The 13,195-nt window shown below is 41.0% G+C and carries 10 protein-coding genes and 1 pseudogene; 10 read left to right on the top strand and 1 reads right to left on the bottom strand.

Features of this window, described 5'->3' with window-relative positions:
• Nucleotides 1-228 precede the first annotated feature (228 nt).
• From RWN13_RS05145 to RWN13_RS05130, 4 genes are read left to right on the top strand one after another with little or no spacing between them, the layout of a single operon-like run.
• Nucleotides 229-549: a DUF1310 family protein gene (locus tag RWN13_RS05145; protein ID WP_314061152.1), complete on the top strand. Its 321-nt coding sequence runs from the start codon at nt 229-231 to the stop codon at nt 547-549.
• On the top strand, nt 549-1,775 hold the full coding sequence (locus RWN13_RS05140; protein ID WP_314061150.1) for a hypothetical protein: 1,227 nt from the start codon (nt 549-551) through the stop codon (nt 1,773-1,775). Before RWN13_RS05145 ends, RWN13_RS05140 begins: the two co-directional genes overlap by 1 nt.
• Nucleotides 1,772-2,137, top strand: a complete 366-nt coding sequence (locus RWN13_RS05135; RefSeq protein ID WP_314061147.1) for a hypothetical protein — start codon at nt 1,772-1,774, stop codon at nt 2,135-2,137. The genes RWN13_RS05140 and RWN13_RS05135 overlap by 4 nt, the downstream gene beginning before the upstream one ends.
• Nucleotides 2,131-2,388 (top strand): hypothetical protein, encoded by a 258-nt coding sequence (locus RWN13_RS05130; RefSeq protein ID WP_314061145.1) that lies wholly within the window; start codon nt 2,131-2,133, stop codon nt 2,386-2,388. The genes RWN13_RS05135 and RWN13_RS05130 overlap by 7 nt, the downstream gene beginning before the upstream one ends.
• Before the next feature lie 102 nt (nt 2,389-2,490).
• Here RWN13_RS05130 and RWN13_RS05125 read toward each other — a convergent pair whose 3' ends face one another.
• A complete protein-coding gene (locus RWN13_RS05125) occupies nt 2,491-3,129 on the bottom strand; it encodes a helix-turn-helix transcriptional regulator (RefSeq protein ID WP_314061567.1) in 639 nt (212 codons plus the stop codon).
• 328 nt (nt 3,130-3,457) lie between these two features.
• On the opposite strand from RWN13_RS05125, the pseudogene ssnA reads away from it, so the two are divergent.
• From ssnA to ygeW, 6 genes and pseudogenes are all read left to right on the top strand, one after another.
• Nucleotides 3,458-4,792 (top strand): annotated as a pseudogene (ssnA, locus tag RWN13_RS05120) (putative aminohydrolase SsnA).
• Between the two features lie 36 nt (nt 4,793-4,828).
• Complete coding sequence (gene ygfK, locus RWN13_RS05115; protein WP_314061142.1) at nt 4,829-7,813, top strand: putative selenate reductase subunit YgfK; 2,985 nt, start codon at nt 4,829-4,831, stop codon at nt 7,811-7,813.
• A gap of 34 nt (nt 7,814-7,847) precedes the next feature.
• Nucleotides 7,848-9,230, top strand: a complete 1,383-nt coding sequence (gene hydA, locus RWN13_RS05110; RefSeq protein ID WP_314061140.1) for a dihydropyrimidinase — start codon at nt 7,848-7,850, stop codon at nt 9,228-9,230.
• Between the two features lie 62 nt (nt 9,231-9,292).
• Nucleotides 9,293-10,486, top strand: coding sequence for a diaminopropionate ammonia-lyase (dpaL, locus tag RWN13_RS05105; protein ID WP_314061137.1), 1,194 nt, complete (start codon nt 9,293-9,295; stop codon nt 10,484-10,486).
• 4 nt (nt 10,487-10,490) lie between these two features.
• A complete protein-coding gene (locus RWN13_RS05100; protein ID WP_314061136.1) occupies nt 10,491-11,807 on the top strand; it encodes a YgeY family selenium metabolism-linked hydrolase in 1,317 nt (438 codons plus the stop codon).
• An 80-nt stretch (nt 11,808-11,887) separates the two neighbouring features.
• Nucleotides 11,888-13,084: a knotted carbamoyltransferase YgeW gene (ygeW, locus tag RWN13_RS05095; RefSeq protein WP_314061134.1), complete on the top strand. Its 1,197-nt coding sequence runs from the start codon at nt 11,888-11,890 to the stop codon at nt 13,082-13,084.
• Nucleotides 13,085-13,195 lie beyond the last annotated feature (111 nt).

Raw genomic sequence — 13,195 nt, 5'->3', positions numbered from 1 at the left:
GATCGCTCCAAAAATAAAAAATCATTGGTGAAAATAAATGTGACAAAAATATCAACGCAAATTATTATATGTAGTTTAATTGTAAAAACAATTTTAGTGAATTAACAAATGATTCTTAGAAGTTGATTCTTAATAATATTTCGAGAAACTTAAAGGCGTTAATAGAATCGCCAGTGATATAAGTAGTATTAATTTTAACTGTCATAATAATGGGAAGTGAAGAATGCCATGGAGAAACAGCATTTAAAATTGGAACTAGAAAAAATTGTTAAGAGTGAAAAAGCTCAAGTAATATTGAAAGAAAGTTTACAAAATATTGATTCGAAAGCCTTTAAAGAAAATGGTATAATACAGACATATGAAATTGATTATGACGGCATAAGGCATAACCCTATGGGAGGGGTTATGGTAACTATTTACATCAATGGTAAGTCGGAGCTTTATGTTAAAAATACGTTGGAAATGAACGATTTAACCGGCGAACTTTCAGGTGGCGGTGGTGGTTACTCCTCTAGACTTGATGAATTGATCAGTGATAATGGAGGGTGATGTATAAAATGACTGATTTGTCAGATAAACAGCGAGTGGAAATAGCGAAACAACAATATGCTGAGCATGAAGTTGGAAGTATTGTAACGATTGATAATGATAAAATTAAAATAGGTTATGTGGCAGAAGTGATTCACAATGATAAAACCGGCGAACACACGTATATCCTTACGACAGAGAAACTGTCTATGAATCATAAGGATCTTGACAGAATAACGGAAGTCATTGTTTTATATCGTGGGTCTACGGAGCCTTTTGGAGGAACTGATTGGACGACGGACTGGTTTAACAATCAGCAGTCACTGGATAAACAACAAAGTGAAAATAAAAACGGTACATTGTCCCAACTGGAATCAGCTTCTGAAACGTTAAAGCAAGCAATGGAGCGCTATAGTCATGCTAAATTTGACATCTATGGTCATTCTCACGGATCAATGAACGGTCAATATGCCGTTTCAGATAGCCTTTATCCGGAGCGAATACGCTCGGCCTACTTGTACGAAGGTCAGAATGTGTATGCTTTTTTAAATGAGAGACAGCAAATAAATGCGGATCGCCTTAGGAAACGGATTTATAATTATATTGATGAGCATGATTTAATCGCGATTGGCTATGGGACTGACAAGGCCGTTGGGATTGTGATTCGGATTGATTCCAAGAATGTTGGCTCAGCTCAGCATATGTGGGGGGGATATCAATTCGATAAAGAAGGTAATATTATTGTGCCCACTGAAACCCATTTAGAAGTGAAGCTGGTTCAAACTGAGTTACGAATTGTCGATCGTTTAGAGCAGTTGTCAATAGCTGCTGCAAAGTTGCAAGGAAGAGGCGTGGGGTTAACTTCACCTCAGGAAATTTTTTTAAATAGCCACGAAGCTTTAATTGTACTTGAAGGTGCCACTAACCTAGTCGAAATTGGTTTTTCTGAAATTATAAAGCAATATCAAGGGGCCATTCTTGAAGTTGAAGAGCATTGGCAAAGGACTAAACATCTGTCTCATTTAGTCGCTACAAACTTAACTGAGGCTGAGGTGCTAACAGCTTTAGCAGAAGGTGGTGCGACCCAAACAAGTATGGTTGATATTCCCATTCTCTATTTTGAAATGATGATTGCCAAAGCGATACAGATTCAATCTAAATATGAGGGACTTATCGTTCATATAAAGAGTATTATTAAGGGGTTTGAGGACTTTGATCAAGAATTAGGCAAGGAGTTAAGACGATGAATCAGGCACTAAAAAAGGTTGAACAAAGATATAGCTTGGAAGAAGAAGCTTATCTGCAAGAGAGGCGGCTCATTTCAGAGAATGAAGAGGAGTTGTTTCAACATAAATCTCAGTTCATCCATTCCTTAGATGAGTTGGGGGAGAGGGCAAATGTCTACCTTAGAGATTATTTTGAAGACACTAACGATTTGCATCAGGTATTCCATCTGATTGAAGTGGCGAAAGAAGAGGTGGTTTCAATTTGTCAAAAGGAGCAACAGAAATTAGATTATAGAATGGAAGTGATCAAACAAGATCATCAAAAAAATCAATTGAGATACGAAGAAGAAATCTGGGGTATCGGAAATGAGGCATCATGTTAGTAGAGCAATTAGCCGAGACAAAAAAGGAGGTAGAACAAAGGATTATTCGCTCAATAGTCGCTAGTTCTGCCTTAATACAAACAGAAACGATCAAACAACGGACTAAAAATAGTTCAAGTGTCATTGCTGGGAATACCCAGAAAAGTACGGAGCGATTGTTAAGTGATTTGGATAACTCGCTGAAAGGCCTATGGGTTGCTGAAGCTCAACAAAAATTGTCGGAAAATAGCCAATCCATGGGGAAATTTTAATGGCTATCGCAGTAATTTATGGCAAACAAAAGAGGCGATTGCACTATTCTTATGAATGTTGCAATCGCCTCTTTTTGAACGGAATTCAGATAGGTTCACCCTTTATTTCGCATCGATATAATTATAGAGGGTATACTTGGATATATTGAAAAAATTGGCAATTTTATCTCCAGACTTTGTGACTAGAAAAGCGCCTTTATCATTTAAGAATTGGACACAACGAATCTTGTCTTCTTTGGTCATCAGAGCGACTGGTTTGCCAACAAGCTTGACAGATTCATCAATCAAGTCTGTTAAGAGTTCGTTGATATTTTGCGGAATATAACCTGGCTCAGCTTCCTCCGTTGTATCTTTGATTGAAATGAAAGATGCGATGGTTGTTTCAGCTGCGATTAATGACGTAATATCATAGTTGATCGCAAAGATACAATCCAAGGTTCCATCATCATTTTTAAAGTAGATAGTGCTGGATTTTAAAATTTTTCCATCATGAGTTCGAGTTAAATAATTCACGTGATCCTCTAACTCGACGGGATCTTTTTTGATTGCCTCTAAAACAACTTGTGAAGGACCATCGCCAATTTTTCGTGATGAAACATGACCATTTTCAATCGAAACAATTGTATTTTCCACATTTTCACCACTAATTTGATGTAATACTATCTCGCAGTTTGAGCCAAATTGACCAGCTAACGCCTTGGCAATTTGGGTTAAGAACGTTATTTTATCATCAGAAAGCATCATTTTACCCCTTTCACTATTACGGCCCCTAACTAAGATATGGCTTGTAGCCTCTCCGTTGCCATAATATCACGAACCTTTCAATTACACAAGAATAATAGAAATAGATGCTAAAAAATATTTTTTAGGTTCCCTTGTTTTTTTTTAGGTCAAGTGATATAATCATTGTGAGAAGAAAAGCAATCTCTATAGAAAAGAGATATTTTTTTAGATTGAGATGTAAGCCTTATCATAAAAAGAGACTGTAAAAGTTAAGTTATGTGATCTATTTAACAATAAACTGTAAGCGATTTCGATTGATGGAAATATATTAATAGGAGGATGAAAAATGCGACTGATTGGGAATGGAAGAGTAGTAACACGAGATGAGGCTCAACCCTATCTTGAAAATGGCTGTGTGGCCATTGTTGAGGACCGAATAGAAGAAGTCGGAAGCACTGAGAAATTGAGAGAAAAGTACCCTGATGACGAGTTTATCGATGTTAAGGGAAAAGTGATTATGCCTGGTTTTATTAATATGCACAATCATATTTACAGTACGTTTGCCCGTGGTTTGAGTATCAAGGGCTATCACCCTCAAAATTTTATGGATATTTTACGCGATCAATGGTGGCGCATTGATGGAACCTTAAATCTAGTAGATAGTTATCACAGCGCTAAAACAGCCTATGTTGATTGTATTAAAAATGGTGTCACGACGGTCTTTGATCACCATGCTAGTTACGGTGAGGTGATAGGCAGCCTGAGTCAATTGTCTAAAGCAGCTGATGAATTAGGTGTTCGAACTTGCTTGTGTTATGAGGTATCGGATCGTCATGGTCAGGAACAAATGAGAGCGGCCGTTAACTAAAATGCAGATTTTATCGCTGCTACGCGTCAGCGGAACGATGACATGCAGAAAGCAATGATGGGACTACACGCCTCCTTTACTTTATCCGATAGCTCGTTGGAACAATGTGTCATTAACACTCCATCTGATGTTGGCTATCATATTCACATTGCTGAAGGGATGGCTGATGTTCATGATTCCTTGGAAAAATATGGCAAGCCAGTTGTTAATCGATTGTTTGACTTTGGGATTTTAGGGGAGAAAACTATGGCCGGACATTGTATTTTTATTGGCCCTCGTGAGATGGAACTAATTAAGGAAACCAATACAATGGTTGTGACTAATCCAGAGTCCAATATGGGAAATGCGGTTGGCTGTCCACCAGCTATGCATATGTTCAATGATTATCAAATCATGATGGGACTAGGTACTGATGGGTATACTCAGGATATGACAGAGACCTATAAAGTGGCGAACATCATTCATAAGCATCATTTAGGTGATCCTAATGCAGCATGGCGTGAGGCGCCAGAAATGCTCTTTCACAATAATCCTAAGATGGCAAACCGCTATTTTGAAAAACCTTTGGGCATCTTAACCCCAGGCGCAGCAGCAGATGTGATTGTCCTGGATTATGAAGCACCGACACCTTTGACAGCTGACAATATCAATTCTCATATTTTATTTGGTATGACAGGTCGATGCGTGACGGATACGGTTATTAATGGTGACATCCGCATGCGTAACCGTGAATTAGTAGGGATTGATGAGGCGAAGATTTGGGCAGATGGACAAAAACAGGCAGCTGATTTATGGCAACGAATTAACTATTAGCAATAGCTTACTATCAAAAATCAAGAGGTGAAGACAATGAGTGATATTATGCATCCGATCTCAATTGACGGTTTATTGAATTGGATAGTGACAGAGTACAAACAAGAAGGAACAATCTTTGGTATTCGTAAATTTTATCGAGGGGACCCTCAAAAAACGATTCCTCTTTTTGGAGAAAAAATGGAAAACCCGTGTGGTCCGGCAGCTGGGCCACACACTCAGCTAGCACAAAATATTATTGCATCATATTTAACCGGTTCTCGCTTTTTTGAAGTTAAGACGGTTCAAGAGTTAGATGGAGAAGATTTACCTGTTTCAAAGCCTTGCATTGAAGCGGCTGATGAGGGCTACAATGTAGAGTGGTCTACAGAATTACGTGTGCCTCAAGCCTTAGACGAGTATGTCAAAGGTTGGTTCGTCTTAAATATTCTCAGTCAAGAGCTGGGGTTAGGGGCAAAGGATGGCTTTATCTTTAATATGAGTGTTGGTTATGATTTAGCTGGGATTCAATCGAAAAAAATCGATCATTACATTAATGAAATGCAAGATGCCAGTGAGACGGCTATTTGGCAAGAATGCCGCCAAGCAGCGTATGCTTATCTGGATCATTTTAAAGTAATTGATCAGGCGTTTATTGATAGTATCAGTCCAAAAGTATGTCGCTCGATCACCTTGTCAACTTTACATGGCTGTCCACCAGACGAAATTGAGCGAATTGCTACCTATTTATTAAATAAGGGCTTAAATACCTTTATCAAATGCAATCCGACACTACTTGGGTATGACTATGCTCGAAAAACTCTGGATGAGTTAGGTTTTGATTATATGGTTTTTGATGAGCATCACTTTGTAGAAGATTTGCAGTTTGATGAAGCTGTCCCAATGATTGAACGTCTGCAACAGCTTGCAGATCAGCATAGCTTGAATTTTGGCGTGAAAATAACCAATACTTTTCCAGTAAAGATTGCTAAAGAGGAGCTGCCTGGTGAAGAGATGTATATGTCTGGGCGTTCTTTATTCCCATTGAGTATTTCTGTGGCACAACAGTTATCTGAGGCTTTTAATGGTACTTTGCAAATTTCTTATTCAGGGGGAGCGGATATTTTTAATAGCCAAGCCATTTTTGAAGCAGGAATCTGGCCGATTACAATGGCGACCACCTTACTAAAACCAGGCGGTTATCAGCGGATACAACAAGTGGCCAATCTGTTGTCAGACTGTACTTATCCTAACGAGGTTCATGTTGATCTAGGTAAATTAGAGAAAGTCGTGGCAACCGCTAAAACCCATCCCCGTTATCGAAAGTCAATCAAATTAGCGTCCAATCCTAAATTGAAAGAGAAAGTTCCGTTAATTGATTGTTATACAGCTCCTTGTCAAGGGGGCTGCCCGATTTCACAAGATATTCCGGCCTACTTGCGATTAGTAAGTGAAAGAAAGTATTTTGAAGCCTTACAAGTCATTGTTGATAAAAATCCTTTGCCATTTATTACAGGTACAATTTGTGCCCATCCTTGTATGACAAAGTGTAGCCGTCAGTTTTATGAAGGTGCGGTTAATATCCGCCAGGCTAAGCTCGAAGCCGCAGAACAGGCTTACGATCAATACTTAGCTTCTTTAACCAAACCAATCATTAAAAAAGGGGTGACCAAAACGGCGGTTATTGGCGGTGGACCGGCAGGGATTTCCGCAGGCTTCCTATTGGCTCGTGAAGGGATGCCGGTGACTGTTTTTGAAAAAGGGGAGACGATTGGCGGTGTTTGCAGCCAAATCGTACCTGAGTTTCGAATTTCAATGAAATCTGTAGAACGTGACGTCCAATTAGCTCGATTTATGGGTGCCGAATTTAAAACCGGTCAGGTGGCACCTGATTTAGCCGATTTGCGTGCTCAAGGATATGAGCAGATTATTTATGCGATTGGGGCGTGGAAGTCAGGTGTCCTGTCATTGGAGTCAGGATCAAGTTTAAATGCCTTGGAATTTTTAAAAGAAAATCGTAAAAATCCATCGGTTAATCCATATGGTAAAGAGATTGTGGTGATTGGCGGTGGTAATACTGCCATGGATTGTGCTCGAGCAGCGACTCGGTTACCTGAGGTGGAAAAAGTATCGGTGGTTTACCGTCGCGACAAACGCAATATGCCTGCTGATGAAGAAGAACTCTATTTGGCATTGGAAGATGGGGTGGCCTTTTGCGAGTTACTAGCCCCGATTACAGTGGACAACCGCCGATTGATTTGTGAAAAAATGAGTTTAGGTGATCGAGATGCGTCTGGTCGTCGTAAACCTATGGGGACTGGTGAGTTCACTTCCGTCATGGCAGATACGGTAATTGCGGCTGTGGGTGAAAAAGTGGATAGTGACTTTTATGAGAGTATTGGCATTGAGACAAATCAATGGGGATATGTTGAAGCTGATCCCGCAAGTCTAAAGACTAATTTGGAAAATGTTTACGTGATTGGCGATGCTTATCGGGGGCCGGCCACGATTGTTGAAGCGATTGCGGATGCAACCACAGTTACCAATCAGATTTGTCAGGTCCATAATTCTCATTACGTCCCAGATAATATTAACCCTGATCCAGAAGCCGTTCGAGAAAAACGAGGGAACTTAGTGCCGAATTGCGATCTAAATCAAGGGAACTGTTTGGACTGTTCGACAGTTTGTGAGGCTTGTGTGGACGTCTGTCCGAATCGCGCCAATATGAGGGTCATGGTCAAAGGTACATCGCAAATTATTCACATCGATCGGATGTGTAATGAATGTGGTAACTGTGCAACGTTCTGTCCTTATAACAGCGCACCTTATAAAGACAAATTCACTGTCTATAATACGGTAGCAGATTTTGAAGGCAGCAGCAATTCAGGTTTTGTTCTCTTAGGTAATCCTCAGAAATTGCGTGTCCGTTTGATGGGGACCGTCAAGGATATTGATTTACGCCAAGAGTTGGATTTACCACACGAAATTGTGTCCTTAATCGAAACGATTTTGGCGGACTATACCTTTGCATTATCTGTTTAGCAAAGGCAGCTTAACGGGAATAGGAGGTTAGATAATGGCGATTATATTAAAAGGTGGCACGATTGTTTCAGCTAGTGGTCGGCGTCAGCTGGATTTGCGGATGGCCGACGAACTGATTCAGGAAATTGGTTTTGAGTTGAGGCCCGAGTGTGATGATCAGGTGGTTGATGTTAGAGGTCATTATATATTGCCAGGATTTATTGATGCTCATACCCACTTTGAATTAAATAACGGCGTCACAGGTACAGCCGATAATTTTACAACCAGCAGTCGAGGTGCGATTGTCGGTGGAACTACATCCATTATTGATTTTGCGACACCTGAGCCAGGTGGCACTCTTAAGGACTGTTTGGCAGAATGGAATCGACTAGCTCAAGATAAAACCTCTTGTGACTACAGTTATCACATGACCTTAATTGAGTGGAATACTGAGGTTGAAGCTGAAATGGATAGCATGATCGAAGAGGGGATTACTTCCTTTAAGATGTACATGGCCTACGATAATTTACGAGCATCAGATGCTGATATCTTCGAGGCAATGTTAGCAATTCGCAAGCGTCGTGGCATGCTGGGAATTCACTGTGAGAATGGTGATATGGTCAATGAATTAATCAAAAAAACGCGAGCTGAAGGACATTTAAGCCCTCACTATCATCCATTATCTCGGCCACCTGCCGTTGAAGCCGAAGCAGTAGAACGTTATTTGATGATGGCAGAGCAGGCAGACTTACCTGTTAACATTGTTCATTTGAGTGCTCAACGGTCTTTGGAAGCTGTTATACGAGCCAGAGGGAGAGGGCAAAAGGTTTTTGTGGAAACCTGTCCTCATTATTTAGTATTGGACGACAGCTTGTATGATAGCCCAGGTTTTGAAGGAGCAAAATACGTGTGCTCACCTCCTTTGCGGAAAAAAAGCGATCAGGAATACCTATGGCAAAACATTATCACTGACCAAGTGGATACAATCTCCACCGATCACTGTAGTTTTAATTTTAAGGGACAAAAGGAGTTGGGAATGACTGACTTTAGTCAGATTCCTAATGGCTTGCCCGGGGTTGAGACGCGACCAACGTTGATTTATTCCTATGGGGTCGCAACTGGCCGGATTAGTCTGGAGAAAATGGTGGATTTGTTGTCAGAAAAAATTGCCCGTCAATACGGAATGTTCCCTCAAAAAGGTATCTTGCAAGTGGGGAGTCATGCAGATGTCGTTGTCTGGAATCCCCAAGGGGAAGGTGTCATTTCTGTTAAAACCCTAGAACAGGCAGTGGATTACACTCCCTTTGAAGGCTTTCAGACAGTTGGAAAGCCTCACCAAGTATATTTGCGTGGCCAGTTAGTTGCAGAGGATGGCCAGGTTATCCAGTCAAAAAAAGGTCGTTTTATTTCGAGAGGATCAAGTGATTGGACTTGTTAATGGAAAGATAAACAGCATTAGCACACACTGATGAGAACAAATAAAAGATGGAGGGATACCAGTTGGATAAAATTAAGTGGATTGATAATCAAATGTCTAAAACAGCAGATCAGCATCTGTCTTTAATGGCAACAGACAATATTGAAAAGGCTTTAGAATTTCATCAAAGCTTTCCTCAATACAGTGAGACTCCTTTAGCAAAATTAGATCATTTAGCCACACATTTAGGGGTGGATTCCGTTTTTGTTAAAGATGAATCCTATCGCTTTGGGCTAAATGCTTTTAAGGTTTTAGGTGGTTCATTTGCCATGGCCAATTACATTGCAGAAAAAATAGGAAAGGACATTTCTGAGCTGAACTATGATGTTTTAACATCGGAAGCACTGAGAAACGAATTTGGCCAAGCGACATTCTTTACGGCAACGGACGGGAATCACGGTCGTGGAGTTGCTTGGGCAGCTAATAAGCTTAGGCAGAAAGCAGTTGTCTTAATGCCTAAAGGCACGACTCAAACTCGTTTAGCGAATATTCAAAAAGAAGGGGCACAAGTAACCATTGAAGAAGTCAACTACGACGAATGTGTGCGAATGGCCAATGAAATGGCAGAATCTACGGCAAATGGTGTAATGGTACAAGATACGGCTTGGGATGGGTATGAAAAAATTCCAATTTGGATTATGCAAGGCTATGGCACCATGGCCCTTGAAGCTTCCAAGGAATTAGTCGCTGCTGAGTGTGAGCGGCCAACCCATGTCTTTGTCCAAGCTGGCGTGGGGAGCTTAGCAGGAGCAGTGGTTGGATACTTTGCTAATTTATACCAGGAAAATCCACCAATCATGGTAGTGGTTGAGGCAGAGGCCGCAGATTGTTTGTATCAGTCAGCTATGGCTAAAGATGGCGAGATGTGTTTTGTTGAAGGGGATTTACAGACCATTATGGCGGGATTAGCCTGCGGTGAGCCAAATACCATTTCTTTTGATATTTTAGCAAATCACACATCGGTATTTGTTTCTTGTCCTGATTGGGTATCTGAAAAAGGGATGCGGATCTTAGGTGCTCCGATTAAAGGAGACCCTCAAGTGATCTCTGGTGAATCTGGAGCAGTAGCTATGGGCGTTATTTCAACGGCCATGGAAGATCCTCAGTATCAAACGTTAAAGGCAGCGTTAAAACTTGATCAGCAGTCTAAAGTATTGATGTTTTCAACTGAAGGCGATACGGATCCTGACAACTATAAAAAAATTATGTGGAGGTAGCAGAATGGATTTTAAGGCAATCAATGAAGCAGCAGTTAACTATGAAAAGGATATGACTCAATTTTTACGTGACTTGGTCAAGATTCCAGGTGAAAGCGCAGAAGAAGGTAATAAAATGGCCCGTGCCCAAGTAGAGATGGAGAAGCTTGGATTTGATAAGATTGAAGTGGATCCACAAGGGAATTTGTTAGGTTATATGGGAACAGGCAAAAAGATAATTGCCTTTGATGGCCATATTGACACCGTGGGAATCGGTGAAACTAAAAACTGGGAATTCGATCCTTATGAAGGATATGAGACCGATGAAGAAATCGGTGGTCGCGGCACGTCCGATCAAGAAGGCGGGATTGTTTCAGCCATTTATGGTGCCAAAATCATGAAGGATCTTGGTTTGTTAAGTGATGAGTACACAACTCTTGTGACGGTGACCGTTCAAGAGGAAGATTGTGATGGCTTATGTTGGGAGTATATCATTAAAGAAGACGGTATTCGACCAGAATTTGTTGTGTCCACTGAACCGACGGATGGTGGTATCTATCGGGGGCAAAGGGGTCGTATGGAGATCTGTGTTGACGTGAAAGGTGTTTCTTGTCATGGGTCAGCCCCAGAACGTGGGGATAACGCCATTTATAAGATGGCGGATATTTTACAAGATGTTCGTGCTCTTAACAATAATGATTGGAAAGAAAGTACTGAAATTCGTGGGCTAGCCCGTATGCTGGAAGAAGCATATAACCCGGAATGGCAGGAAGCTTGTTTCCTTGGTCGCGGGACGGTTACGGCTTCACAGATTTTCCATACTTCTCCTAGTCGTTGTGCAGTGGCAGATGGTTGTCGTGTTTCCTTGGACCGCCGTATGACTGCCGGAGAAACTTGGGAAAGCTGCTTGGAGGAGATTCGTCAATTACCAGCAGTTAAGAAGTATGGAGAAGATGTCGTTGTGTCCTTATATCAATACGATCGTCCTTCTTATACTAGTTGTGTTTATCCAATCGAATGTTATTTCCCTACGTGGGTCATACCAGAAGAGCATGCGGTGTCGAAAGCCCTGATGGAAGTTCACCATGGTTTATATGGAAAAGAACGAATGGGATCTAAGACTACCGTTGAAATGCGTAAAGTTCGACCGCTACTTGATAAATGGACATTCTCAACGAATGGCGTTTCCATTATGGGGCGGAATGGCATTCCATGTATTGGTTTTGGACCAGGAGCAGAGTCACAGGCTCATGCTCCGAATGAACGGACATGGAAAGAAGACCTAGTCCGGTGCGCAGCTGTTTACGCGGCCTTGCCTAGTATCTATCTCAGGGCTAATTAAGGGGATTAAAAACCTAAGGACAGCAATCAACATGAGTGACATGTAAGAAACCGAAAAAATAACTTTTAGGAGCTTAACAAATGACAGATTTAAGACCATATATTGATAAATTGAACTCACTGGATTTTGACAGGATGTACAACGATGATTTTTTATTAACTTGGGAAAAAAGCCCAGACGAATTAGAAGCGGTTTTCACGATAGCAGATACCCTGCGTCATCTTCGTGAAAATAATGTTTCCACGAAAATTTTTGATAGTGGCTTAGGCATTTCCTTATTCCGGGATAATTCAACTCGGACCCGTTTTAGTTTTGCCGCTGCTTGTAACCTATTAGGATTGGAGATTCAGGACTTGGATGAAGGTAAGAGTCAGATTTCTCATGGTGAAACCGTTCGTGAAACTGCTAACATGATTTCCTTTATGGCAGACGTGATCGGGATTCGCGATGACATGTATATCGGTAAGGGAAATACTTACATGCGTGAAGTGTCAGAAGCGGTGCAAGATGGGCAGAAAGAAGGGGTTTTAGAACAACGACCAACTTTAGTCAACTTACAGTGTGACATTGATCACCCGACTCAAGCTATGGCAGATGCCATGCATCTAATTCACGAATTTGGTGGTTTGGAAAACTTGAAAGGTAAAAAAATTGCTATGACTTGGGCCTATTCACCTTCGTATGGAAAACCATTGTCTGTTCCCCAAGGAATTATTGGTCTAATGACTCGACTAGGAATGGATGTGGTTTTAGCCCATCCGGAAGGGTATGAAGTCATGCCTGAGGTTGAAGAAGTAGCGCGTAAAAATGCAGCGGAATCAGGCGGATGCTTCACTAAAACTAATTCAATGGCAGAGGCTTTTGAAGATGCTGACATTGTCTATCCAAAGAGTTGGGCACCATTTGCAGCCATGGAAAAACGAACAGAATTATACGGCAATGGTGATCAGGCTGGAATCGATAGCTTGGAAAAAGAGCTTCTAAAACAAAATCAGGATCACAAAGACTGGGAGTGCACAGAAGACTTAATGAAGACAACAAAAGAGGGAAAAGCTCTCTATATGCATTGTCTGCCAGCTGATATCACAGGGGTCAGTTGTGAAGAAGGCGAAGTTGAAGCAACAGTTTTTGAACGATATCGGACAGAACTTTATAAAGAAGCTAGTTATAAACCTTATATTATTGCTGCCATGATTTTCTTAAGTAAGGTTAAAAAACCGCAAGTGGTCTTAACACAATTAGCAACAGAAAAGTTCCCTCGAGAAATAGAAAAATAACCACTTTCATGGCGCCAACTGCAGTGGAAAAATTTGGTGACAGGAAAACCAAAATGTTGGACATGAAGTTGCGCCATAATTAACGAATTTTATATGACCTAATATTGAAAG

Source organism: uncultured Vagococcus sp., from assembly GCF_963518325.1.
GTDB lineage: Bacteria > Bacillota > Bacilli > Lactobacillales > Vagococcaceae > Vagococcus_D.
Note: the sequence above shows the minus strand (reverse complement) of the source record. Positions and strands in the feature narration are given on the sequence as shown.